The following is a 24,295-nucleotide window of genomic DNA, read 5'->3' on the forward strand; positions in this document are numbered from 1 at the left end:
CGTTACGCAGACAAGGCTATCAGGGGAATGGGGCAACAATGGGGCGGCCTCGCGCAGCCCCGCCCTGCCCGGCCCGAAACCGCGGCCGGGCGGATCGGCGAACCTCTGCTCAGGGGCAAAGGAACCCGGTCAAGGGATCAGGGGCAGAGGATCAGGTCGTTGGAGAGCGAGAACACCATCACCGCGAGCACGATGCCCAGCCCAAGCGTCATCAGCACGCCGAGCACCTTGTCATGCGGCGGGCGGCCGACCACGGCCTCATAGGCATAGAACACCAGGTGGCCGCCATCGAGCACCGGGATCGGGAACAGGTTGAGCAGGCCCACGGCTGCCGAGAGCACTGCCACGAACCACAGGAAGTTCGAAGTGCCCTGCGCCGCCATCTGCCCCGAGGTCTCGGCGATGCCCACCGGGCCAGAGAGGTTGCAGCTCGAGATCTGGCCGGTGATGATATGCCACAAGCCCGAGACCGAGCCTTCCATGATCGCCCAGGTCTGGCGCACCCCGCCCTGCAGCGCCGCACCGACGCCCGGCGCCGAGGTGGCCGGCTCGAAGAACAGCCCGCCAACCACGCCGACGCGCCAATGGGTGACGAAGCCGCCCTCGGGGCCCGGCTCGTCCACCCGGCGCGGCGCCAGCGCGAACTCCAGAACCTCGCCATCGCGCCAGACGTCAAGCAGCAGCGCCCGGCCGTCAGAGCCCTCGACCGCCGCCTTGATCTGCTCGAAGGTGGCGATCTCTTCGCCGTCGACCCGCAGGATCACGTCACCGGGCGCGAGCCCGACGTCATAGGCGGCCGAGCGCGGCACCAGCCGGGTGATGTTGGGCGGATAGGGATAGGGGCCAGTGACGGTCAGCTCGGCCCCGTCGCGCAGGATGCGGTAGTCGAGGCCGTTCTCGGGCGGCAGCGCCTCGGCAAAGGCGGCGAAGCCCGCGCTGTCGCTGAAATCCGGCACGTCCTGCCCGGCGACCGAAAGCAGCACGTCGCCCTGCTGCAGCTCCTGCACGCTGGGCATCGGCCGCAGCTCGCCCACGGTCAGCGGCTCTGAGATCACCCCGCGGGTCAGGAACAGCGCCGAGAACAGCACGAAGGCCAGCACGAAGTTGAAGATCGGCCCGGCCGCCACGGTGGCGGTGCGCGCCCAGAGCGGGGCACCGGCCATGGTGGTGCGTTTCTCCTCGTCGGACAGCGCGCTGATCGCCGCCGCGTCCTTGCCGGCCGAGGCCGCATCGGCATCGCCGCGGAACTTGACGTAGCCACCCAGCGGCAACGCGGCCACCTGCCAGACGGTGCCATGCTTGTCGGTGCGCTTGAACAGCACCGGGCCGAAGCCCAGCGAGAAGACATCCGCCTTGATCCCCGACCACCGGCCCACGATGTAATGGCCGTATTCGTGGATGGCGACGATGATCGACAGCGCCAGCACGAAGGCCGCCAATGTGAACAACGTGCCGCCAAACTGCGGAATCAACTGCGAGATATCCAAGCCGCCCTACCTTTTTATGTTCTGTCCCGGATGACCCGGTCTGCTTCTTTGCGTGCCACATGGTCCACGCGGGCGACGTTATCAAGGGTCATTGCGGCGTCAATGAGACCCGCCTGCCCTGACAATCTGGTGAGCACCTCCTCGACCACCTCGGCCATCTCGGTAAAGCCGATGTCATGCGCGAGGAAGCGGTCGAGGCTGCGCTCCTTGGCGGCGTTGAAGGCCGCGCCCGCCAGCCCGCCCGCCGCCATCACCTCGCGCGCCAGCCGCAGTGCCGGCCAGCGCTGCTCGTCCGGCGCGCGAAAGCTCAGCGTGGCGACCTGCGCCAGGTCGAGCCGCTCGACCGGCACATCGCCGCGCTCGGGGTAATGCAGCGCAAATCCGATGGCGTGGCGCATGTCGGCCGGACCCACATGCGCCATCAGCCCGCCATCGCAGAAGCCCACGAGGGCATGCACCAGGCTCTCGGGATGCACCAGCACCTCGATCTTGTCAGGTGACAATCCAAAGAACTCCCGGGTTTCAATGACTTCCAGAGCCTTGTTGAACATCGAAGCGCTGTCGATGGTGATCCGCTGGCCCATGTCCCAGTTGGGATGGGTGGCGGCCTGCTCCGGCGTGGCCTCGCGCAGCCGCTCCAGTGGCCAGTCGCGGAAGGCGCCGCCCGAGGCGGTGAGGATCACCCGTTCGACCGCGTCGATATCCTCGCCGATCAGCGCCTGAAACACCGCCGAATGCTCGCTGTCGACCGGCAGCACCCGGCCACCATGGGCCTTTGCCGTGGCGCTGACCAGCGCGCCAGCGCAGACCATGCTTTCCTTGTTGGCCAGCGCCAGCGTGGCGCCATGCTCCAGCGCTCTGAGCCCCGGCGCCAGGCCGGCGGCGCCGACGATCGCCGACATCACCCAGTCCGCGGGCCGTGCTGCCGCCTCGATCAGCGCGGTCTCGCCCGCCGCCGCCGCGACGCCAGAGCCCGCCAGTGCATCGCGCAGATCGCCAAGCCGGTCGTCATGCGCCGTGACCGCCAGTTTCGCGCCCAGCCGCCGGGCGTCGACCGCCAGTTGCGCGATGTTGTGACCGCCGGTCAATGCTTCGACCTGATAGCCCTGCGGATCGCGGGCAATCAGGTCGATGGTATTCTGTCCGATGGAACCGGTCGCGCCAAGGATCGAGACGCGTCGGGTCATGGCGCCCCCCCGGCCGGGAAGACGAGGAACTGCGCCACCAGCAGGAGGAAGAGCGCCGCGCCCAGCATGCCGTCGAACCGGTCGAGCAGCCCGCCATGGCCCGGGATCAGCGTCGAGGCGTCCTTGACGCCGACCCGCCGCTTGATCGCGCTTTCGGCGATGTCGCCCATCTGCGAGGCCATCGAGACCGCGATGCTGACGCCGATGACATTGGCCCCCGACGCCCCGGCCTGCCAGTAGAGCGCGCCGACCACCGCGGCCCCGAGCCAGCCGGCGACGGTGCCCGACCAGGTCTTCTTGGGGCTGACCCGCGGCCAGAACTTGGGCCCGCCGATCATCCGCCCGGCGAAATAGCCGGCCACATCCGTCACAACCACCACCAGCACCAGCCACATCAGCCAGGCCATGCCGTAGTCCTGTCGTAACGCCACCATGCCGAAGGAGGCCAGCAGGATCGCGGCCGAGAAGGTCATGAAGACGGTGCGATGCGCCTTGAGCTGGCCCAGGCCCACAAAGGCCGGCGCCATCATCAGCGGCAGGGCAAAACCCGGCGGGATCACCGCGCCGAGCGCGAGGCAGACCCCGGCCAGCCCGGCCAGCATCAGCGCCTGGTTCGGGCCGCCGCCGATCAGCCGCACCAGTTCCCAGATCATCGCGCCGCCGATCAGCGCCACCAGCCCGGCAAAGACCCAGCCGCCGATCCAGATCGCCACCAGCCCGACGCCGACCATCACCACCGCCGACACCAGCCGGACGGTGAGATCATCCCATTTGCCACTGTTTACTGCCATCGGTTCAGACCCTGACCGCGCCGAAGCGGCGCTCTCGTTTGCCGTAGGAGCCGACCAGCCGGCCGAACTCTTCCCGGGTGAAATCCGGCCACAGGGTATCGATGAATTCGTATTCTGCATAGGCCGACTGCCAGAGCAGGAAATTCGACACCCGCGCCTCGCCACTGGTGCGGATCACCAGATCCGGGTCCGGCAGCACGCAGGTATCAAGGTATTTCGGCAGGGTTTCCTCGTCGACGCTCTCGGGATCGAGCTTGCCGTCGCGCACGTCGCGGGCCAGCCGCTTGGTGGCACGGGCCACCTCGTCGCGTCCGCCGTAGTTCAGCGCGATGGTCAGATTGGTGCCGGTGCAGCCCGAGGTCAGCGCCTCGGCCTCGTCCATCAGCGCGCGCAGTTTGGCATCAAGCTTGACCCGATCGCCGATGAAGCGGACCTGCACGTTCTCGCGCCGGAACGCCTCCATCTCCTTGTGGATGTAACGCCGAAACAGGCTCATCAGGCCGGCCACCTCGGACTGGGTGCGTTTCCAGTTCTCGGTCGAGAAGGCAAAGATGGTGACGTATTTCACCCCGAACTCGGGACAGGCCTCGACGATCTCGCGCACCCGCCGGGCGCCGGCCTGGTGGCCGAACAGCCGCGGCCGGTGGCGCAGCTGCGCCCAGCGGCCGTTGCCATCCATGATGATCGCCACATGGCGCGGGCCGCGGTGAGCCAGCGGATCGTTTACGTCGCGCGCCATGGAACCTCCCTGACTGCGGAAACCGGCAAGCGGCCTCCGGGGTCGCTCAGACCTGCATGATCTCGGCTTGCTTGGTCTCGAGCGCTTCGTCCACCTTCTTGACGTAGGTGTCGGTCAGCTCCTGCACCGCGGCTTCCCAGAACTTCTGGTCGTCCTCGCCCAGCCCGTCGGCCTTGGCCTTCTTGATCTGCTCCATGCCGTCGCGGCGGATATTGCGGACCGAGACGCGGGCGTGTTCGGCATATTGACCGGCGACCTTGGTGAGGTCGCGGCGGCGCTCTTCGTTGAGTTCGGGGATCGGCAGCATGATGATGGTGCCGTTGAGCTGCGGGTTGATGCCGAGGCCGCTTTCGCGGATCGCCTTTTCGACCTTGCCCACAAGGCCCTTGTCCCAGACGTTGATGGTGACCATGCGCGGTTCGGGCACGTTGACGGTGCCGACCTGGTTGATCGGGGTCGGGCTGCCATAGGCATCGACCATCACCGGCTCCAGCATCGAGGCCGAGGCCCGGCCGGTGCGCAGCGAGGCAAACTCCGTCCTCAGGCTGGCCATCGCGCCCTGCATGCGGCGCTCGAGATCGTCGGTATCAAGAATGAAATCGTCGGACATTCTGATCATTCCCCTTGGGTTCAGGCGATATTTCCCGCGTCATAAGACATTGGACCGCCGATGTATAGCGCTCTTGGCTCGCCGCGCGCAGGCCTCGGCACCGGCCAGCCGCCGCGGGACCGCCGGACTCATCGGCAGGAGCGGGATGACGCCAGCACCCGAATTTGGCTGCCGGGTGCTGCCGTTACTGCTCGTATGGCGATACCGCGATTTCTGCTTCCGGTTTAGCACCGAAGAGGGCAGTCTGGCCTTGGGGCGAGGTCGGGCCTCAGATCCGCGATCCTTCGACCGTCATTAGAGCCCTGCTGCTTATTTTGCCGTGCTCCTTTTTTCAAAGAGGTTTCAGACATGCTCTTTTCCTTCAGCCAGACCTTTGCAGGTCACAGTGCGCGCATTCCTTTCGCCACCCTTTCGGCCACGGCGCCCACCGTTCTGGGCACTCCCGGCGACGATATCTGGGTCGGCAATGGCTATGACAACACCTATTCCGGCGGAGACGGCGACGACAGCCTGAACGGGCTGGCCGGCAATGACCACCTTTACGGCAACCGCGGCGATGACACCCTGCTCGGCGGCGCGGGCGACGATCATCTCAGCGGCTATACCGGCCAAGACAGCCTGCTTGGCGAGGCGGGCAACGACACGCTTCTGGGTTTTGACGGCGCTGACAGTCTCGAGGGCGGCGACGGCAATGACTGGCTTTCCGGCGGGCGCGACAATGACCTGCTGCTCGGCGGTTTCGGCAACGACAGCCTGTATGGCAATTCCGGCCGCGATACCATCGAAGGCGGCGCTGGCGATGACTACATCAGCGGGTTCTCCGGCAACGACCGGCTGCTGGGGCACAGCGGCAACGACACCATCCTCGGCGCGAGCGGTCTTGACGTCATCTTTGGTCACGCCGGCAATGACTGGATCAACGCCGGCGATCAGAATGACCGGATCAACGGCGGCCATGGCGACGATTTTATCCTCGGCGGCCGCGGAGATGATCTGGTGCACGGCGATTTCGGGGATGATTCCCTCTATGGCAACAGCGGCAATGACACGCTGTTGGGCGGCGGCGGCAACGATTATCTCAGCGGCTTTTCCGGCGATGATGATTTCTATCTCGGGACCTATCCGGCGGGCCATGACACCGTATCGGGGGGCACCGGTGCCGATGAGTTTTTCTTCGATTTCAACACCGGCACCCAGACGATTACCGATTTCGATCCTGACGAGGACCGGCTTTATCTGAAGTACAACGAGGAAACCGCCTATACCGGTGATCCGATGGACCAGGCGGCGCAGGTTGGCGACGACGTGGTCTTCTTACTGACCTGGCAGGACGTGTTCCAGCCGGGACAAGTGTTTACGCACACGATCATCCTGGCCGATACTCAGCTCGAGGACCTGAGCAGCGATATCTTCGGCGATCTCTGGGTCTGAGACCGGTGGCAGGGGCCGTGGCAGTCCGCCCGTGGCTTTGCTGTGCCTGCCGCCTTGTCGTGCACGTAGTTATTAGTACGGAGTTCAAGAATGAAAATTTTCACTGCCCCGCTGTTTTCCGATCGCAGCGCAGCGCCCTTTTACACCCCGACCGCCACCATCGCCGGCATCCTTGGCAGAAGTCCTGGTGATGATGTCTGGACTGGTGGTGTCGGCAACAACACCCATCACGGCGGGCTCGGCAACGACAGCCTGTCCGGCCTTGCCGGCCATGATTTTCTCTACGGAAATTCCGGCGATGACACGCTTTTGGGCGGCGACGGCAATGATTATCTGAGCGGCTATACCGGCATGGACGAGATCCATGGCGATGCCGGTGACGACACTCTGCTGGGCGACCGCGGGGCGGATCAGCTCTATGGCGGCGAGGGCACCGACTGGATGTCCGGCGGTCTCGACGATGACCTGATGTTCGGCGGTGCCGACAGTGACTCGCTTTATGGCAATTCCGGCAATGACACGCTCTGGGGCGGCGAAGGCGACGACTCCCTGAGCGGTTATACAGGCAACGACGAGATCCACGGCGAGGACGGCGACGATACACTCGAAGGCAGCGATGGCGCAGACGTGCTGCATGGCGATGCCGGCGACGACTGGCTCTCTGGCGGGCGCGACAATGACGAGATCTTTGGCGGTGCCGACGACGATTCCGTTTACGGCAATTCCGGTGATGACACGCTCTGGGGCAACGACGGCCACGACTACATAAGCGGTCATACCGGCGCGGATTGGATCGATGCCGGCGCCGGGAGAGATGTCGTGGATAGCGGCTTCGGAGATGACACGGTCTACGGCGGTGACGGTAACGACGTAATCACGGGCTGGATGGGCAGTGACATGCTGTACGGCGGCAACGGCAATGACAGTATTCTCGGCGGCGCCCATTTTTACCCGGACCACCTTGGCAACGATTTCATCAGCGGCGGAGACGGCGATGATTTTGTGAGGGGATTCGAAGGCGACGACGAACTTTAAGGCGACGACGGCAATGACCGTGTGATTGGCGACGAAGGCAATGACCTTATGTCCGGCGGCGATGGCAATGACTCGGTCCACGGCGACGCCGGGGACGATCGCGTCAACGGGGGTTCGGGGGACGACTACGTTTACGGCGGGAACGGAGACGACAGGGTCGACGGCGAAGAAGGCAACGACACGCTATATGGTGACACCGGCAACGATACGCTTTCTGGCGGGACCGGCGCGGATGAGTTCCACTTTCTCATTGCCAACGGCACCGATACGATCACCGATTTTGATCCAGACGAAGATCAGGTGTATTTCTATTCTGGCCAGTTCGATTACTTTGATTCTGGCCAGTTCGATTACTTTGCCGGTGACCCGTTCGACAGCGCCTAACAGGTTGGCGACGACGTCGTGATTACTGCCGAATGGGTCGTTGCCCTTGAGGACAGGCCGGAGCAGATTTACATCCAGACCGTCATTCTGGAAGATCAAACGCTCGCCGACCTAACCGACGATCACTTTTTGATTGTATAGGCTACGCATCGACAGGCGGGGCCGGTCTCCGGCCCCCTGCCCGCCTCAGGGTTCCGACCTTGGTATAAGTGCCCTCTCCCGCTAGGATGCCGCGGAAGCCGCCCGCCCGAGGCTTTGCTGTGCCTGCCGCCTTGTCGTGCACGTAGTTATTAGTAAGGAGTTCAAGAATGAAAATTTTCACTACCCCGCTGTTTTCCGATCGCAGCGCAGCGCCCTTTTACACCCCGACCGCCACCATCGCCGGCATCCTTGGCAGAAGTCCTGGCGATGATGTCTGGAGCGGCGGTGTCGGCAACGACACCCATCACGGCGGTCTCGGCAACGACAGCCTGAGCGGGCTGGCCGGCAATGATTTTCTCTACGGCAATTCCGGGCATGACACGCTTCTAGGCGGTGATGGCAATGACTACCTGAGCGGATATACCGGTGACGATTCCCTGCTTGGCGGCGATGCCCGCGATACGCTCGACGGCGGGTCGGGCAACGACTGGCTCTCGGGCGGGGCCGAGAATGACGATATCTTCGGCTCCTTCGGCCATGACACGATCTACGGCAACACCGGGCGCGACACCATCGGCGGCGGCGCTGGCGACGACTTTATCAGCGGCCATTACGGGCATGATCTCCTGTTCGGCCACAGCGGCGACGACGAGATCCTGGGTGGGCGTGGCCACGACACGATTTACGGCAACGCAGGTAATGACACGATCAACGCCGGCAGCCTGAACGATTTCGTCAATGGCGGCACCAATGACGACTCTGTTCTGGGCGGTTCGGGCAATGACGAACTGCATGGCGACACCGGGAACGATACCCTGAACGGTCAGGAAGACGACGATCATCTGTATGGCGACGATGGCGACGATGTGCTTTCGGGCGGGCTTGGCGAAGACTGGATGTCGGGCGGGCTCGACGATGATTTCATATTTGGCAACGAGGGGGATGACACGATCTACGGCAACTCCGGCCACGACTTGATCGAAGCCGGTGCGGGCGACGACTTTGTCAGCGGTCATACCGGCAACGACACGATCTTTGGCGGTGTCGGCAATGACACGATCAGCGCAGGCGAACAGAACGATTCTGTGGAGGGCGGGAGCGGCGACGATTTCATTGACGGCGGCGACGGCGACGACGTTCTGGAGGGCGACTTCGGCAACGACTCGCTTTATGGCGGCAGCGGGAATGACACGCTCCACTCCGGCTACGGCGATGACTACCTCAGCGGGGGGGACGGCGACGATGTCCTCAATGCGCACTTCAGAGGCGATTCCACGTTGTCAGGCGGCGACGGGGCAGACGAGTTTCACTTTGATATCTCCAGCCACTCGTTTGTCATCACCGATTTCGATCCTGACGAAGACCAGATTATCCTGTGTACTCACTACACCATCGACCGCGGTACTCCGAACTTCGCTCAGGTTGGCGACGATGTTGTCATTTCAGCGCCGTGGTGGGAACTCACGTACTCCCCCGAACCACCGGAAATAGAAACCATGACATTCATTTTTGAAGACTTTCTCCTCGAGGACCTGCCGACGGAGGGACTGTTCGGCATTTGTTATCCCGATGACATTTTTCCGGGGTAACATCCTCGAATGCCGCGAGAGACTCTCCAATCCGGGACCTGCCTTCGGAAACCGACCTCAACATTTGGAATAGAGGTTGGTCGGGGGGCTTGCAGCCCCCCTGCCCGCCTCAGGGTCCGACCTTGGTATAAGTGCCCTCTCCCGCCAGGATGCCGCGGAAGCCACCCGGCTCGTCGAGCGAGAACACGATGATCGGCAGCGAATTGTCGCGCGCCAGCGCAATTGCCGAGGCGTCCATCACGCCGAGATGTTTCTGCAGCACCTCGTCATAGCTGACCTCGGTATAGCGCACCGCGTCGGCGTGTTTGACCGGATCCTTGTCGTAGACGCCATCGACCTTGGTGCCCTTGAAGATCGCCTCGCAGGACATCTCGTTGGCGCGCAGGGTGGCGGCGGTGTCGGTGGTGAAATAGGGATTGCCGGTGCCGGCGGCAAAGATGCAGACCCGCTTTTTCTCAAGGTGGCGCACGGCGCGGCGGCGGATGTAGGGCTCGCAGACCTGGTCCATCGGGATGGCGCTGATCACGCGGGTGAAGACGCCGAGCCCCTCGAGCGCCGATTGCATCGCCAGCGCGTTCATCACCGTGGCCAGCATGCCCATGTAGTCGGCCGTGGTCCGCTCCATCCCCTGGGCCGAGCCCTGCAGCCCGCGAAACACGTTGCCGCCGCCGATCACCATGCAGATCTCGACGCCGAGCGCATGGACCGACTGCACCTCGCGGGCGATGCGTTCGACGGTCGGCGGGTGCAGGCCATAGCCCTGGTCGCCCATCAGCGCCTCGCCGGAGATTTTCAGAAGGACGCGCTTGTACTTGGTGGCGCGGGCATCGGTGTCGGTGGCAGCAGACATGGTGTACTCCGGTGAGGCGGCTGGCTAAATTGCCGGCAAAATGTCGGAAAACGCGGGGCAGTTCAATGCAGCATTCGGGCGAAAGGCAGATCCCCTGCACCACGGGGGCCGTGGCATGATGTTTGCGCTCGGCGATCTCTCGCCGGAGCGGCCGGTCCTGATTGCCGGCCCCACCGCCAGCGGCAAATCCGCCCTGGCGCTGGAGATCGCCGAGCGTCAGGGCGGCGTGGTCGTCAATGCCGACGCGATCCAGGTGTTCGGCAACTGGCGGGTGCTGACCGCCCGCCCCGGCCCGGAGGATCTGGTCCGCGCGCCGCATGCGCTCTATGGCCATGTCGCCTGGAATGCCGAGTATTCCGTCGGCCACTGGCTGCGCGAGGTGGCGCCGCTGCTCGCGGGCCCCGAGCGGCCGATCATCGTCGGCGGCACCGGGCTCTATTTCGCCGCGCTCACCGAGGGTCTGGCCGAGATCCCCGCCACCCCGCCAGAGGTGCGCACCGAGGCCGATGCCCGCCGGCGCGAGACTGGCCATGACAGCCTGTTGCCTGAGATCGACGCCGAGACCCGCGCGCGGATCGACGTGCGGAACCCGATGCGGGTGCAGCGCGCCTGGGAGGTGCAGCGCGCCACCGGTCGCGGTCTGGCCAGTTGGCAGGATGCGACGCCGCCGCCGCTGCTGCCGCTGGCGCGGGCCCATGCGCTGCGGGTGGATGTGGAGCGCGACTGGCTCAACGCCCGCATCGCCCGGCGCTTTGACCAGATGCTGGCGCTAGGCGCGCTCGAGGAAGCGCGCGCCAACCTCGGCCGCTGGGATCCGGCGCGGCTCAGTTTCAAGGCGATCGGCGCGCCGGAGCTGATTGCACACCTGCGCGGCGACATTCCGCTCGGGACTGCGCGGGAACAAGCCACCACCGCCACCTGCCAGTTTGCAAAACGCCAGCGCACCTGGCTACGCTCGCGGATGAAAGCCTGGCAATCGGTGGAGGCGGCGACCCTGTGCTGAAAGACGGAAATCCCCTTGCGGACGACGCTGCGACGCGGCATCACTGGATGGACGAGCAAAGTCCCACTGACCATTTCGGTGAAAACCCCGGTGAGAGCCCCTGTGACCGAAAGGACCGGAGCGGCGTGACCAAGCAAGGATCAGAGCCCGTGGAGCCTCCGGTGCTGCCCCTGCAGGTGGCAACGCTGGCGCAACTGGCGCCGCGCGGGGCCTGGCAGGCCAGCCTGCCGCATGGCCGCGACGATCATCTGCTGGTCTGGATCACCCGCGGTCAGGGCCGGGCGATGATCCGCGGCATCCGGCGCGGCATCGGCGCCAACAACGTGCTCTACCTGCCGCGCGGCACGCAATTCGCGCTCGAGACCGGAGCGCAGTGTTTCGGACAGGCGATCGTGATCGAGGCCGGCGACTATCCGCTACTGCCCGACGAGCCGCAGCACCTGCGGATGCGCGATGTGGTGGCCCAAGGCGAGCTCACCGGCATCTTCGAAATGTTGCAGCGCGAGCTCGGCGCCCCCCAGCCGCTTCAGGCCGAGGCGCTGGTGGCGCGGTTCAACCTCGCCGCGGTCTGGCTGCGGCGGCAGATGCTGGCGATGCTCGAGGCGGGCGACAAGGTCTCGCCGGCGCTCATGGGCCGCGAGACCGCCGGTCAGAGGCTGTCGCGGCGCTTTGCCGATCTGCTCGAGGCCGAGTACCGCTCTGGCCGCAACATGGCCGATTACGCCGAGATGCTCGAGGTGACGCCGACCCATCTGACCCGGGTCTGCCGCGACAATGCCGGGCTGACCGCCGCCGAGATGATCACCCAGCGGGTGCTGCACGCGGCACGAGAGCTGTTGTTGCGGCCAGAGCCGCCGGTGCAGGAGGTGGCGCGGCACCTGGGGTTCGGCTCGGCCGCCTATTTCTCGCGCTTCATCCAGCATCACACCGGGCATGCCCCCTCGGCGCTGCGCCGGGCGGCCTCTGGCGACGGGCCGGCGCGGCCGCGCCCGGCCCCCGGCCCGCTGTTCCGCCATCACGGCGGCGGGGGCTGAGCCGATGCGGCTCTTCGTGGCCGTACCAGTGCCCGAGGCCGCCCGAGATGCCTTTAGCGACCTGCAAAGCGGGCTGCGCGTCGGGCGGCAGGTGGCCTCCGACCAGTTCCACATCACCCTTGCGTTCTTTCCCGAGGTGCCGCCTCAGGCGCTCGCCGAACTTGACGCAGGCTTCGAGGAGATCCGCGCCTGGCCCTTTGACGTGGCCTTCACCGGGGTCGACATCTTTGGCGGAGCGCGGCCCCGGCTGCTGGCCGCCATGGTGCGGCCCTCGCCAGAGCTCGACACCGTGCACCGCGCGGTGCACGGCGCGGCGCGGCTGGCCGGGCTGCAGCCGGAGCGGCAGAAGTTCAAACCGCATGTGACGCTGGCGCGTTTTGGCGCGCGGCCCCCCGCCAGTCTGGCCGGGGAGGTGCAGCGCTACCTGTCTGAAAATGCACGGGCCGAGATCCCCGGCTTTACCGCGCAGACGATCACCCTCACCCGCTCGGTGCTGGGCGGCGGGGCGCCGGTCTATGACGATCTGGCGCGCTATCCGTTCCGGCCCCTGCCCGATGGCTGGGACGTGCCGTGACCGCTCAGCTGCCCCAGATCACCTTCACGTAGTTCCGGGTTTCCTTGTAGGGCGGCACGCCGCCGTACTTCTGCACAGCGCCGGGGCCCGCGTTATAGGCCGCCAGCGCCAGCTTCCAGGAGCCGAACTTGTCATATTGCTGCTTGAGGTAGCGCGCGCCGCCCGCAAGGTTCTGGCCCGGGTCCTCGCGGTTCACCCCCAGACGCTTGGCGGTGCCGGGCATCAGCTGCGCCAGACCATAGGCGCCCTTGTGGCTCAACGCCTTGGGGTTCCAACCGCTTTCCTGCTGCACCAGCCGCAGGAACAGGTCCTCCGGCACGCCATGGGCGCGGGCGGCGGCGCGGGCCATGCCGGCGTAGACGCCCTTGTAGCTGCCGGTATAGCGCGGGTTCGCGGCGCCGGGCGCGTCATCCCACTTGGTGGGGGTCACCACCTTGGGCGGCTGCAGCCTGACCGAGCTGTTGTATTGCTGCGAGGCGCGGCGGTCGAGCACGCCGGTCTTGGACTTGAAGAGATTGGCCTGGCCCTTGGTCGAGATCGTCTCGGCCAGGCCGGCGGCTGGCAGAAGGCTTGCCAGCAAAGCTACGCTCAGCACCTTGCGCATACACACTGTCCCCACGTCGTTTTTCCGCAATATACCCAAAATTCCGGATTAGGCCAGAGCGGCGCCGGTTTGCGAATTCTCAATCTTGATCAGGTGAGGTAGTCTCCGCCGAACTTCGCCGCCGGATTCGGGAATTCGGCGCAAACAGAACGTGAAACTTGGGGGCACTATGGCCGGGTCAGTCAACAAAGTCATTCTTATCGGTAACCTCGGGCGCGACCCGGAAGTGCGGTCGTTCCAGAACGGCGGCAAGGTCTGCAACCTGCGGATTGCCACCTCCGAGACCTGGAAGGACCGCAACACCGGCGAGCGGCGCGAGCGCACCGAATGGCATTCGGTGGCGATCTTCACCGAGGGGCTGGTGCGGGTGGCAGAGCAATATCTGCGCAAGGGATCAAAGGTTTACATCGAAGGCCAGCTGCAGACCCGGAAATGGCAGGACCAGTCCGGCAATGACCGCTATTCCACCGAGGTGGTGCTGCAGGGCTTCGGCTCGACGCTGACCATGCTCGACGGTCGCGAGGGCGGCGGTGGTGGTGGCGGCTTTGGCGGCGGCGCCGGTGGCGGCCAGGGCGGCTATGGCGGCGGGTATGACAGCGGCCCGCAGGATCCGGGCTATGGCGGCGGCAGCGGTGGCGGCGGCCAGGGCGGCGGAAACCCGCCCAGCCGCGACATCGACGACGAAATCCCGTTCTGACAAGAGGGCCGGCCAGCGCCGGCCCTTTTCACGTCCCGGCCCGCGCGCAGTCTTGCCGCGCCGGGACAGTGGCGGTCCGCGGGGTGCCGCTCTGAGACGGCCCGTGGGGCAGTTTATCCCCGCAATGTCCGTAGACCCTCTGACCGAAGCGCCAGTCTCAGCCAAAGCGGCAGCCCAATGGGGCGGGCCACCGCTGGCCCGGCGCCGCGCGGCTTTTTTCGGGCCGGAACGCCAAGCCCGCGCAGTTTCGGTCAGTCCGCGTCAGGCCGCCTCGGCCGCCCGGTCGCGAATCCGCTCGACCATCGCCCGCAGCCCGTTCGAGCGCTGCGCCGACAGGTGGTCGTTGAGCCCGAGACGCGCCAGTTCGCCGCCGGCATCGACCCCTGGCACCTCAGCCACCGGCAGCCCGTTGTAGAGCGCCCGCAGCACCGCGATCAGGCCGCGCACGATCATCGCGTCGCTGTCGCCGTCGAAATGGAACGCCCCGCCATCCGGCCGGATATGCAGCCAGACCTGGCTGGCACAGCCCTCCACCTTGGTTGCCGGCACCTTCAGCGCGTCGTCGAGCGGGTCCATGTCGCGGCCCTTCTCGATGACATAGCGGTACCGGTCTTCCCAGTCCTCGAGGAACTCGAAATCCTCGACAATCTCTTCAAATGCAGCGCTGGCCATAACCCCTCCGATGCAACTGCCCCTCACCTAGGCAGCCAAATGCCAAAGGTCCAGCCGCAATCGCTTTTCAACGCCGGGCCGATGCGCTAACCCAAGGCAACGAAAAAGGGAGTGGCCCATGCGCAAACTGGTTCTGGCATCACTGGTGGTGGCAACGTCGCTGGCGGGCTGTGCCTCGGTGCGCGACTCCCGGGCGAACCCGTTCAACTGGTTCGGACAGAGCCAATCGGTCGCGGTCGCCCCCGCCGAGAGCGACGTCAACACCCTGATCCCCGAACGCCGGGCCTTCTTTGGCAAGCGCGATGCGCCGCCCTACCCCGGCGGTCTGGTCGAACAGGTGACCGAGATGCACGTCCGCCAACTGGCCGGCGGTGCGCTGGTCGAGGTCACCGGCGTGCTGACCTCGATCGAGGGCTACGACGTCCGGCTGCTGCCGCTCGAGGATGCCGACCCCGCCACCCTGAGCTATGAGTTCCGCGCCATCCAGCCGCGCTATGGCGCCGGTGTCGGCCCGGCCCGCGCCCGCACGGTCACCGCCGCGATCCGCCTGACGGACCAGGAGCTTGCCGGGGTCCGCACGATCCGGGTGGTGGCGCAGGGCAACATCCGCACCGCCGCCCGCTAGGCCGGGATCAAAGCTCGACGATCATCACGTCATTGCCGCGCACGGTCAGCGCCACCTGGCCGTCGCAGAGCCGCAGCGCGTCGCGGCCAAAGACCTCGTAGCGCCAGCCGCTCAGAGCCTGCACGTCGCGCAGACCCGCCGCCAGGGCATCAAGATCAGCCGAAGGCGCCACCAGCCGCGGGGCCACGTCGCTGGCCTCGGTCTTGGCCTTGAGCAGCACCCGCAACAGATCGGCCAGCGCCGGGTTGACCTGCAGCTTGTCGCGCGAGCGGTCGATCTTGGGCGCCTTCTCGGGCGGGCAGGCCACCCCGGCCTTGACCGCCTCGAGGATACCCTCGGCGATCTCGCCCCGCCGCGCCTCGCGCAGCAGAAGCCGTGACCGGCCGAGATCGGCCACCGAGGCGGGCTTGGTCGAGGCCAGCTCGAGCATGGCGTCGTCCTTGTAGACCCGGTTGCGCGGAATGTCCTTCGACTGGGCATAGGATTCGCGGAACTGGGCAAGCTCGCGCACGATGGCAAGGAACTTGGGCGTGGTGGTGCGGGTGCGCACCCGCTGCCAGGCCTCCTCGGGGCGCATGATATAGGTTTCCGGGTCCTCGAGGATCGACATTTCTTCTTCGACCCAAGGCGCGCGGCCGGTCTTTTCCAGCTTGGCAGCAAGGAATTCGTAGATCGTGCGCAGATGGGTCACGTCGGCCAGCGCATATTTCTGCTGCGCCTCGGTCAGCGGCCGGCGCGACCAGTCGGTAAAGCGCGAGGTCTTGTCGAGCCCCTGCCGCGCGATCGAGCGCACCAGCTTCTCGTAGCCCACCTGCTCGCCGAAGCCGCAGACCATGGCGGCAACCTGGGTGTCGAACAGCGGATGCGGGATCACCCCGGCATCGACGTAGAAGATCTCGAGATCCTGCCGCGCGGCGTGGAACACCTTGACCACGCTCTCGTCGCGAAACAGCTCGTACATCGGCTCGAGCGACAGCCCCTCGACCAGCGGATCGATCAGCGCCGCGGTGCTGTCATCCTTGCCCGGCATGGCCATCTGCACCAGGCAGAGCTTGGAGTAATAGGTCCGTTCCCGCAGAAACTCGGTGTCCACGGTGACATAGGGATGTTGACGTGCGGCTGCGCAGAATTCGGCCAGATCCGCTGTCGTCGTGATGATACGCATAGGCGCCCTTTTTACGTTCTTTTCGCGCTCGCTCTCCCGCAGCATAGGAGCGTACTTTCGGGATGAAAAGAGCGCGCTACAACTTACAAGTGTCGAAAGTCCATGCAGAATTGGCGCAGGACCGCCGGGTACAGCTCATGTTCCGCCACAAGCACCCGGGCCGCAAGGCTCTCGGGCGTGTCGTCGGCGGTGATCTCTACCCGTGTCTGACCCAGAACCGGGCCGTCATCAAGCTCTGGCGTCACCAGATGCACCGAACAGCCGCCCTCGGCGTCACCGGCGGCAAGCGCGCGCGCATGGGTATCGAGGCCCTTGTATTTGGGCAGAAGCGAGGGGTGGATGTTGAGCATCCGGCCCTGCCAGCGGGTGACGAACTCCGCCGTCAACACCCGCATGAAACCGGCCAGACAGATGACATCGGCGCGCGCGCCTTCAAGCGCTGCCTGAACTTCACCCTCGAAGGCCTTGCGATCCTTGCCATAGTTCCGATGATCGACGACGGCTGTCGGAATGCCGCGGGCCTCGGCCTTGGCCAGCCCGCCGGCCTCTGGCCGGTTCGACAGCACCAGGCAGGGGCGCCCCGGGTGATCGCCCGTCATGCTGTCGGCGAGGGTCACCATGTTCGATCCGCCACCGGAAATCAGGATGGCGACCCGCAGGCTCATGCAAGCGCCCCGCGATAGGTGACGCCGTCACCTTCGGTCACATGGCCGAGCGCGTGGACCTTTTCACCGGCCTCGATCAGCACCTGGATGACCTCGCGGGCACGCGCGGCCTCGACCACCAGCACCATGCCGATGCCGGAGTTGAAGGTCTTGAGCATCTCGGCCTCGGCCAGTTCGCCGGTCTCGGCCAGCCAGCGGAACACCGGCGGCAGCTCCCAGGCATCGAGATCGATCTCGGCGCCCTGCTCCTCGCCCAGCACCCGCGGCAGGTTCTCGGTCAGACCGCCACCGGTGATATGAGCCAGCGCATGCACGCCGCCGGCGCGCACCGCCGCTAAGGCCTGTTTCACGTAGAGCCGGGTCGGCGTCAGCAGCGCCGCACCCAGAGTGCCGTCCTCCCACGGGCAGTCGTCGTCCCAGCCAAGGCCCGAGAGCTCGACGATCCTGCGCACCAGCGAATAGCCGTTGGAATGCACCCCGTCGCTGGCAAGGCCCAGCAGCACGTCGCCGACCTGCACCCCCTTCGGCAGCGCCGTGCCCCGCTCCATCGCGCCCACGGCAAAGCCCGCCAGGTCGAAATCGCCCTCTGGGTACATGCCGGGCATCTCTGCCGTCTCGCCGCCGATCAGCGCACAGCCGGAGCGGTGGCAGCCCTCGGCAATGCCTTCGATGATCCGCGCGGCGGTCTCGGTCTCGAGCTTGCCGGTGGCGAAGTAGTCGAGAAAGAACAGCGGCTCGGCGCCCTGGCAGACAAGGTCGTTGACGCACATCGCCACGAGGTCAATGCCCACGCCGTCCACCTCGCCGGTGTCGATCGCGATGCGCAGCTTAGTGCCGACGCCATCGGTGGCCCCCACGAGGATCGGGTCTTCGTAGCCCGCGGCCTTGAGATCGAAGAGCGCGCCGAAGCCGCCCAGCCCCGACATCACCCCGGGGCGCGCCGTGCGCTTGGCCGCCGGCTTGATCCGCTCGACAAGGGCATTGCCCGCGTCGATATCCACACCGGCCTGGCTGTAGGTCAGCCCGCTCTTGCCCGTCTCAGCGCTCATCGCCCGCTCCGTCCTGTCGTTTGGTCTGAGACCGGTTAGAACATCGCGCCGAGAGGCGCAATCTGAAAGCCTTGACCCCGGCGGCGCGTCTGGCTACTCCAAGCGGCAGGCGGGCCTGTAGCTCAATTGGTTAGAGCAGAGCGCTCATAACGCTTTGGTTGCGGGTTCAAGTCCTGCCGGGCCTACCAACCGCCAGCTTCCATTCGGCCACCGCCAGGCGCTTCTGTCCAAGCCGATTGCCGGGGAGTTCTCAGCAACTCAGCGCAAGATCGTGCAACAGCTCTCCGCCGCATCTGATCCGTCATCGCGCCCCCGCGACGGCGCGCAATAGTGTTCATACGGTGCTTTGAAGTCTGCGTTCAACCAACTGCTACCTGGTCATTATTTGGCCAGAACGATATCCGCCCGCAATCCGCCCAGCCGATCAGACTGCCCCAATCGCAGCACCCCGCCGTGAGCCCTGGCAATATCGGTGGCAATCGCCAGCCCCAGCCCCACGCCGGGCGTGCGGCTCTGGTTGCGAGAGGTGTCGAGCCGAACAAAGGCCTTGGTCGCGGTCGAGCGCATCTCTTCGGGAATGCCCGGCCCGTCATCCTCGACCCGGATCCGCAGCGAGCTCTCGGACAACTTCACGCTCAGCTCGCAGTTCGTCCCGTAGCGCGTTGCATTCTCTATCAGATTTTCGACAGCCCTGCGAATTGCCAGAGGCCGCAGGGCGATCATCCCTGCACCCTCGACGTCGAGCAGCGTGACCGGCCGCTCCGCCCGCTGCGCATCCTCGACGATCTGGCGAACCAGCGCCATCGGGTCCACCAGGTCTGGCGATTGCTCCTCGGCATTGCCGCGCACGAAATCGAGAAACTCGCCGAGCATCCGCTCCATCTCGCGCACGTCGCGCTGCAGGTCGATGACCTCGTCGTCGTCCAGCATCGACAGCCCGAGCTTGAGCCGGGTCAGCGGTGTCCGCAGGTCGTGGCTCACCCCCGAAAGCAGCAGCGTGCGCTGTTCGATCTGCCGCTCGATCCGCGCCCGCATGTCAAGAAACGCATGCCCCGCCGCCCGCACCTCGACCGCGCCGGACGGCGTATAGGGCACCACCCGCCCGCGTCCAAAGGCGGTGGCCGCATCCGCCAGCCGGGTGATCGGCCGCAGCTGGTTGCGCAGGTAGATATAGGCGATCGGCGTCATGATCAGGCTGAACAGGAACATGTTGAGGATCAGCTGGTGGGGGTTCGATGCCGAGACCCCCTTGCGATCGAAGCGCAGCTGCAACACCCCCTGCGGCAGGTCGAGATAGACCAGCGTGTCGCGGTCATTGGGCAGCGCGATGGCGGCGATCCCAGCGAGATCGCTGCGCAGCTCCCGGATCACCACCAGCCCCGAGAGGTCGAACCAGCGCCGGGTGTCGCCCTGCGGCGCGACGCTCTGCCAGCTCAGGGTGTAATCCAGCGCCTCGGCCAGCGGCGCCATCGCCGCCGTCGCCGCCGCGCGGTCATCACCGGGAGCAACCTGAGCAGTGATCAGACGCACCTCATCGCGGACCGAGCGGGTGAGTTGCTCGGTCACGCCCTCGAAGTGGCGTTGGACAAAGATCACCGTCACCACCAGCTGCAGGGTCACCACCGGCAGCACCAGGATCAGGGCGGCCCGGCCGTAAAGGCTGCGCGGCATATATCGTTTGAGCCATTCGAAGGACATGGGTAAGGCTTAGCCGGTCGCTCTGCCGCATAGAAGGAAAACCCGCATGGTCGCCGAGGAAAACCCGCCCGTTCCGGGGCTTGCAGAGACCCTTGCCCCTGGGCTGCGCCGAATTCTCGCGCCCAATCCCTCGCCGATGACGTTCTGGGGCACCAACACCTATCTGCTGGGCACGCGCGATATTGCGGTGATCGATCCCGGGCCCGAGGATCCGGTGCATCTCGAGGCGATTCTGGCCGCCCTGCCCGCCGGCGCGCGCGTCAGCCATATCATCGTCACCCATGCGCATCTCGATCATGCGCCGCTGGCCCGCCCGCTGGCCCGGGCCACCGGCGCGCCGGTGCTGGGTTTCGGCGACGCGACCGCCGGGCGCAGCGCGGTGATGACCGCCCTCGCCAAGAGCGGCCTTGGCGGCGGCGGCAAAGGGGTCGACCGGGGTTTCTCGCCCGATGTCCTCTTGGCCGATGGCGCGACCCTGGAGACCGCCGACTGGCGCCTCACCGCGCTGCACACCCCCGGCCACATGGGCAACCACATCTGCCTGGCCTGGGGCGACGCGCTGTTTTCCGGCGATCACGTGATGGGCTGGGCCTCGTCGCTGGTCTCGCCCCCCGATGGCGACCTGACCGATTTCATGGCCTCCTGCACCCGCCTCGCGGCCCACCCCTGGCACCGTTTCTACCCCGGCCACGGCGCGCCGATCGAGACCCCCGGCGCGCGCCTCGACTGGCTGATCTCGCACCGGTTGTCGCGCGAAGCGGAGATCCTTGCCGGGCTGACATCCGGGCCCTTGACCGCCGCCGCCCTGGCGGCCCGAATCTACCATGACGTTCCGCCCGCCCTGCTGCCGGCAGCGCGCCGCAACGTCTTTGCGCATCTCGTCGATTTGACCGGCCGGGGACGCGTCGCGCCGCTGTCCGTATTGGGTATCGACGAGACATTTTCGCTTGTCGCGGGGTCATGAATTTTTCTGCAATTTTCTGCCAAAACCCTCTGGACGCCCCCAACCGGCATCGCTATATCACCCCTCGTGTTCCGGCGTAGCTCAGCGGTAGAGCAGTTGACTGTTAATCAATTGGTCGTAGGTTCGATCCCTACCGCCGGAGCCAAAATCTCCTGAAGGTTTTGGAAACAAACGAAAAAGCGCTCCCTTGGGGGCGCTTTTCGCGTTTCGGACACAGGCTTTGACACACCGCCTTACACACTCCGGACACACCGGAGTCACAAGGAGTCAGAACCGGTGCCACAGGCCGTTCCCAGACACGCCCGAATTCCCCATCTTGAACTGCGCGCCCAAGGCTATGTCTGGCGGCGGCGCCTCCCCCGATCAGTTCTGCGACTCGGCCAGGAATCGAAGACTCCGGGAACACCGGTTTTCTCCTCGATACGAGCCAATCCCGGGAGCTCGGCGCGGGATCTGCACGACGGCTCGGGGCGTTCTGGCCTCATCCAGAAACTGCAAGCGGAGAATTCGCCGAGTCGAACCCACTTTGCGGAAATCCCCATATGTCTTTCCCTGAAAACACATGGCTTTTCGGTGGCTGCCGAGCTTGCCCGCAGGCTCAGCACCCTCAGTGACCAAATTTTCCTCTATGCCGCTTCCTCCATGTGCTACCCGCCTGCCGCCATCACAGCTCTGCTTACCGCGCTCGCCCGCTTCGAAATCGAAGCGGCGGATCGCGAACGTGCATTGGCCGACCCGCGGTCCATCCATGTCGCGCAGGCAGCCCTTGAACGTGAGGTGGCCCGACAAGCCGTTCTGCGGCGGGCCTTCCTGCTGCGGGACTACTCGGTCGTGCAGGAGCCGCTCCGGCATGTCGCCGATCAGCTGGGCATCGACCTCCCCGAAGCCGGCAGCGAACAGGCGCGTCTTCTGGCCTATGAGGCCACACGCGTGCTGCTGGACGCCAGCCAGGAGAAGGTCCGTCGCGATCAGGGCGGGTTCTGTGGGCCCAGCCCTTACTTCGCGCGTGCGATGGCCGAGGGAACACACCCCGGCATGGACGCGCAAACAGCTACCACGGTGAGCGTCGAGGCCCCTATCGAACAGGACGAAGCCATGAAACTGTTCCCTCCATCCTGGTTCACCCAGAGGACGACAACAACCACGCTTCCCGCTGCAACCGTCGAGACATCCGCTCCTTCCGCGCCCCCCAGGCATAAAGATATCCCCGAACTTTTGAGGACACGGGGCGTATTGCAATCCTGCTCCCCTGAGATTCTTGCGATCCTGGAGAAGCGCGACGCCATGACAGTCGCTGAAGGCTTCACGGTCTATTGTGCGTTCAAGTCCTCCGGTTTCGGCGAGGAATGGCAGAAGCACCAGAAACCGGACGAAAAAACGGGAGCGAAATGGGTAGGCTCTTCGCTCCCAGCGTTGAAAGTTGCGAGTAAAATTTGGGGCGAAGAATGCGGACTGACAGAATTCGGGCGTATGTCTCCCGATGACATTGAGGCAACAATCGGATTGATCCGAAAACTGCCAAAACATCACGGAAAGGGCAAAAGAAACACGGCATCCAGCTACCGGGCGCTCGTCGAGAAAGTCGAAAAGCGTGAGGCGATCGCCATGGATGCGGCCGAACGTGAGTTTCGGCAGAAGGGCTGCACCAACGAAGCTCAAATACGCGATGCGCGCCTGGCCAAGGCGGAGCCGCGGCTTCGCGTCACCTCATTCCTGCGTCTCGTTCGCTCGGCAAACAGGGTTGGCACCATGTTGAAGAAGCTCGGCGTCGTTGACACCAATCCTTTCGACATGTGCACGTTTACGACCAGGGAGGAGAAAAGCCTGAGGGCGACGGAAGCAACCCTGGAACGGGAGCCGTGGGATGACCGGCTCGAAGAGTTTCTGGCGTCCCCGGTCTTCCAAGGCAAGGCCGAGGACGAGGCCGATCCTCTTTTCTGGATGCCCTTGATGGCCCTCCTCATGGGCTTCCGGAGTGAAGAAGCTGCCCAAATCGGTCCAATGGATGTCCAGCGCGATCAGGGGATCGCCTACGTCATTGTGCGCCAGGGTCTGGGGGACACCCTCAAGTCGGACAATGCTTCTCGCAGGCTCCCGGTGCATCCGGCCCTGATCGAACTGGGATTCCTCGAGCTCGTGGAGCGCGCCAGGAAGAGAGGTGATCGCCGCCTGTTCCCCTCTCTCACCCGTGGCGCGAACAAGGGCACATACACCGAGAACTTCACCAAGGCCTTCGGCTAATACCGACGAACGAACGACGTCTACTGGCACGGCCTTGATTTCCACGCCCTGCGAACCACGTTTCACCACCGTCTTTTGGACGTGTCCTGTCCAGGCTCGCACAGGCGCAAGCTGATGGGGCACGAGCCGCTCGATGAAGGCGAACGGTCCTACGCCCAGAAAGGGATTAGTATTCCGAGCCTCTTCGAGCACGTGAAAAAAATCTGGTTCGACCCCTCGCGCGTGCGAAGCCCGTTGCCCGGGTTCTCCATACGGTCGGACGAAGCATCAGGACTGCGTTTGGTGCAGGGGAGCAAGTCATGACGCGAAACACGCCGAAATCTAACTTGACGAGCAAGTATCGCGCTCCAGGAAATGTCGGGGTCGCGCATGCGGGCCCGCTCGACGTGACTTGGGAAGAAGACGCTGCAACGGCCTCGGCTATTGCTCATCCGCCGTCCGCCCGCCCGACCCACGTGACGGTCCGATACGATGGCGCAACGCTGTCGATAGCGGCCACCTACGAACCGAAATGGCGCGGTTCGGTCGCGGCCTCGATCTCGCTTCCGCTCGATCTGAAGGATCCCTCTCCCCTGCTTCCTCTTCTTGAGGGGGAGCAGCCCTGGAAAGCCTGGCCGGAGATTGAATCCCTGGTGCGGCAGGCCACGGTGGACCTTCGAGTGCCTCGGCGATTGATACGCGTGTTCGATCTGCATCTTCGAGTTCTGAGGGCGGTGCGGAATGGCCCTGAAGTGTCGAAGATGCTCAGCTACTTCTCAACAGACAAGGCGCGAACTCATGCACTCTTCATGAAAACGGACTGGGATGTGAACAGCATGATAGAGGGATGCCTCATTCAGATGCGCAGGATTCTGGATACGGGTTCAACTGACACGCGAATCCTCTCTGCCTTTTCCGGTGCCGTGCGATACTACCAAGAGCTGCTGCACGAAAAGCAGAGACGCGCGTGCCTGTCTGAGCGAGAGAGAATGAGCGAGATGCTGCGCCGTTGTGAAGAGGAGGATCGCAGTCGCCGCAGAAGAAAGGACACAAAGTCCCACCGGTCGTGATCATCCGGGCT

At 65.1% G+C, this 24,295-nt stretch carries 23 protein-coding genes, 2 tRNA genes and 1 pseudogene; 14 read left to right on the top strand and 12 right to left on the bottom strand.

The window, feature by feature from the left end; translation table 11 throughout:
• Window positions 1-137: 137 nt before the first annotated feature.
• Genes rseP through frr form a run of 5 tightly spaced genes read right to left on the bottom strand, consistent with a single transcriptional unit; the run spans window position 138 to window position 4,814 of the window.
• Window positions 138-1,487, bottom strand: coding sequence for an RIP metalloprotease RseP (rseP, locus tag VOI27_RS07410; protein ID WP_323764678.1), 1,350 nt, complete (start codon window positions 1,485-1,487; stop codon window positions 138-140).
• Between the two features lie 14 nt (window positions 1,488-1,501).
• Complete coding sequence (gene dxr / locus VOI27_RS07415) at window positions 1,502-2,674, bottom strand: 1-deoxy-D-xylulose-5-phosphate reductoisomerase (protein ID WP_323764679.1); 1,173 nt, start codon at window positions 2,672-2,674, stop codon at window positions 1,502-1,504.
• A complete protein-coding gene (locus tag VOI27_RS07420; protein ID WP_323764680.1) occupies window positions 2,671-3,465 on the bottom strand; it encodes a phosphatidate cytidylyltransferase in 795 nt (264 codons plus the stop codon). The genes dxr and VOI27_RS07420 overlap by 4 nt, the downstream gene beginning before the upstream one ends.
• Window positions 3,466-3,469: 4 nt before the next feature.
• Entirely contained in the window at window positions 3,470-4,204 is a 735-nt protein-coding gene (locus VOI27_RS07425; protein ID WP_323764681.1) for an isoprenyl transferase, read from the bottom strand.
• A 46-nt stretch (window positions 4,205-4,250) separates the two neighbouring features.
• On the bottom strand, window positions 4,251-4,814 hold the full coding sequence (gene frr, locus VOI27_RS07430; protein WP_323764682.1) for a ribosome recycling factor: 564 nt from the start codon (window positions 4,812-4,814) through the stop codon (window positions 4,251-4,253).
• 348 nt (window positions 4,815-5,162) lie between these two features.
• On the opposite strand from frr, the gene VOI27_RS07435 reads away from it, so the two are divergent.
• From VOI27_RS07435 to VOI27_RS07450, 4 genes and pseudogenes are all read left to right on the top strand, one after another.
• Window positions 5,163-6,245, top strand: coding sequence for a calcium-binding protein (locus tag VOI27_RS07435; RefSeq protein WP_323764683.1), 1,083 nt, complete (start codon window positions 5,163-5,165; stop codon window positions 6,243-6,245).
• Between the two features lie 90 nt (window positions 6,246-6,335).
• Window positions 6,336-7,280 (top strand): calcium-binding protein, encoded by a 945-nt coding sequence (locus tag VOI27_RS07440; RefSeq protein ID WP_323764684.1) that lies wholly within the window; start codon window positions 6,336-6,338, stop codon window positions 7,278-7,280.
• A gap of 12 nt (window positions 7,281-7,292) precedes the next feature.
• Window positions 7,293-7,664, top strand: a pseudogene (locus VOI27_RS07445) (calcium-binding protein); the annotation flags it as partial.
• 308 nt (window positions 7,665-7,972) lie between these two features.
• A complete protein-coding gene (locus VOI27_RS07450; protein WP_323764685.1) occupies window positions 7,973-9,394 on the top strand; it encodes a calcium-binding protein in 1,422 nt (473 codons plus the stop codon).
• A gap of 109 nt (window positions 9,395-9,503) precedes the next feature.
• On the opposite strand, the gene pyrH is transcribed toward VOI27_RS07450, so the two are convergent.
• The gene (gene pyrH, locus VOI27_RS07455; RefSeq protein WP_323764686.1) at window positions 9,504-10,244 is read right to left on the bottom strand and encodes a UMP kinase; all 741 of its coding nucleotides are present in this window, start codon (window positions 10,242-10,244) and stop codon (window positions 9,504-9,506) included.
• Between the two features lie 118 nt (window positions 10,245-10,362).
• Between pyrH and miaA the strand changes: the two genes are divergently transcribed.
• From miaA to thpR, 3 genes are all read left to right on the top strand, one after another.
• Window positions 10,363-11,247 carry a tRNA (adenosine(37)-N6)-dimethylallyltransferase MiaA gene (gene miaA / locus VOI27_RS07460; RefSeq protein WP_416374653.1) on the top strand — a complete coding sequence of 295 codons (885 nt, stop codon included), beginning with the start codon at window positions 10,363-10,365 and terminating at the stop codon, window positions 11,245-11,247.
• Window positions 11,248-11,372: 125 nt separating this feature from the next.
• Window positions 11,373-12,281: an AraC family transcriptional regulator gene (locus tag VOI27_RS07465; RefSeq protein ID WP_323764688.1), complete on the top strand. Its 909-nt coding sequence runs from the start codon at window positions 11,373-11,375 to the stop codon at window positions 12,279-12,281.
• Between the two features lie 4 nt (window positions 12,282-12,285).
• A complete protein-coding gene (gene thpR / locus VOI27_RS07470; protein WP_323764689.1) occupies window positions 12,286-12,855 on the top strand; it encodes an RNA 2',3'-cyclic phosphodiesterase in 570 nt (189 codons plus the stop codon).
• A 4-nt stretch (window positions 12,856-12,859) separates the two neighbouring features.
• Here the strand turns inward: thpR and VOI27_RS07475 are convergent, their stop codons facing one another.
• Window positions 12,860-13,459, bottom strand: coding sequence for a lytic transglycosylase domain-containing protein (locus VOI27_RS07475; protein ID WP_323764690.1), 600 nt, complete (start codon window positions 13,457-13,459; stop codon window positions 12,860-12,862).
• 169 nt (window positions 13,460-13,628) lie between these two features.
• Between VOI27_RS07475 and VOI27_RS07480 the strand changes: the two genes are divergently transcribed.
• On the top strand, window positions 13,629-14,156 hold the full coding sequence (locus VOI27_RS07480) for a single-stranded DNA-binding protein (protein ID WP_323764691.1): 528 nt from the start codon (window positions 13,629-13,631) through the stop codon (window positions 14,154-14,156).
• 261 nt (window positions 14,157-14,417) lie between these two features.
• Here VOI27_RS07480 and VOI27_RS07485 read toward each other — a convergent pair whose 3' ends face one another.
• On the bottom strand, window positions 14,418-14,828 hold the full coding sequence (locus tag VOI27_RS07485; RefSeq protein WP_323764692.1) for a SufE family protein: 411 nt from the start codon (window positions 14,826-14,828) through the stop codon (window positions 14,418-14,420).
• A 118-nt stretch (window positions 14,829-14,946) separates the two neighbouring features.
• Here VOI27_RS07485 and VOI27_RS07490 point away from each other — a divergent pair, with 118 nt between their 5' ends.
• Complete coding sequence (locus tag VOI27_RS07490) at window positions 14,947-15,453, top strand: hypothetical protein (RefSeq protein ID WP_323764693.1); 507 nt, start codon at window positions 14,947-14,949, stop codon at window positions 15,451-15,453.
• A 7-nt stretch (window positions 15,454-15,460) separates the two neighbouring features.
• Here VOI27_RS07490 and rnd read toward each other — a convergent pair whose 3' ends face one another.
• From rnd to purM, 3 genes are all read right to left on the bottom strand, one after another.
• Window positions 15,461-16,618: a ribonuclease D gene (rnd, locus tag VOI27_RS07495; protein ID WP_323764694.1), complete on the bottom strand. Its 1,158-nt coding sequence runs from the start codon at window positions 16,616-16,618 to the stop codon at window positions 15,461-15,463.
• 83 nt (window positions 16,619-16,701) lie between these two features.
• Window positions 16,702-17,283 (bottom strand): phosphoribosylglycinamide formyltransferase, encoded by a 582-nt coding sequence (gene purN / locus VOI27_RS07500; protein WP_323764695.1) that lies wholly within the window; start codon window positions 17,281-17,283, stop codon window positions 16,702-16,704.
• Entirely contained in the window at window positions 17,280-18,332 is a 1,053-nt protein-coding gene (gene purM, locus VOI27_RS07505; RefSeq protein WP_323764696.1) for a phosphoribosylformylglycinamidine cyclo-ligase, read from the bottom strand. Before purM ends, purN begins: the two co-directional genes overlap by 4 nt.
• Window positions 18,333-18,443: 111 nt before the next feature.
• Here purM and VOI27_RS07510 point away from each other — a divergent pair.
• Window positions 18,444-18,520 (top strand) — tRNA-Ile (locus VOI27_RS07510).
• A gap of 193 nt (window positions 18,521-18,713) precedes the next feature.
• Here VOI27_RS07510 and VOI27_RS07515 read toward each other — a convergent pair.
• Window positions 18,714-20,030, bottom strand: coding sequence for an ATP-binding protein (locus tag VOI27_RS07515; RefSeq protein WP_323764697.1), 1,317 nt, complete (start codon window positions 20,028-20,030; stop codon window positions 18,714-18,716).
• A 46-nt stretch (window positions 20,031-20,076) separates the two neighbouring features.
• On the opposite strand from VOI27_RS07515, the gene VOI27_RS07520 reads away from it, so the two are divergent.
• From VOI27_RS07520 to VOI27_RS07535, 4 genes are all read left to right on the top strand, one after another.
• A complete protein-coding gene (locus VOI27_RS07520) occupies window positions 20,077-20,994 on the top strand; it encodes an MBL fold metallo-hydrolase (protein WP_323764698.1) in 918 nt (305 codons plus the stop codon).
• 70 nt (window positions 20,995-21,064) lie between these two features.
• Window positions 21,065-21,139: transfer RNA gene (locus tag VOI27_RS07525), tRNA-Asn, on the top strand.
• A gap of 131 nt (window positions 21,140-21,270) precedes the next feature.
• Window positions 21,271-23,235 (top strand): hypothetical protein, encoded by a 1,965-nt coding sequence (locus VOI27_RS07530; protein WP_323764699.1) that lies wholly within the window; start codon window positions 21,271-21,273, stop codon window positions 23,233-23,235.
• A gap of 299 nt (window positions 23,236-23,534) precedes the next feature.
• Complete coding sequence (locus tag VOI27_RS07535) at window positions 23,535-24,284, top strand: hypothetical protein (RefSeq protein ID WP_323764700.1); 750 nt, start codon at window positions 23,535-23,537, stop codon at window positions 24,282-24,284.
• Window positions 24,285-24,295: the final 11 nt, after the last annotated feature.

Source organism: Marinovum sp., from assembly GCF_034669705.1.
Classification (GTDB): Bacteria; Pseudomonadota; Alphaproteobacteria; order Rhodobacterales; family Rhodobacteraceae; genus Marinovum.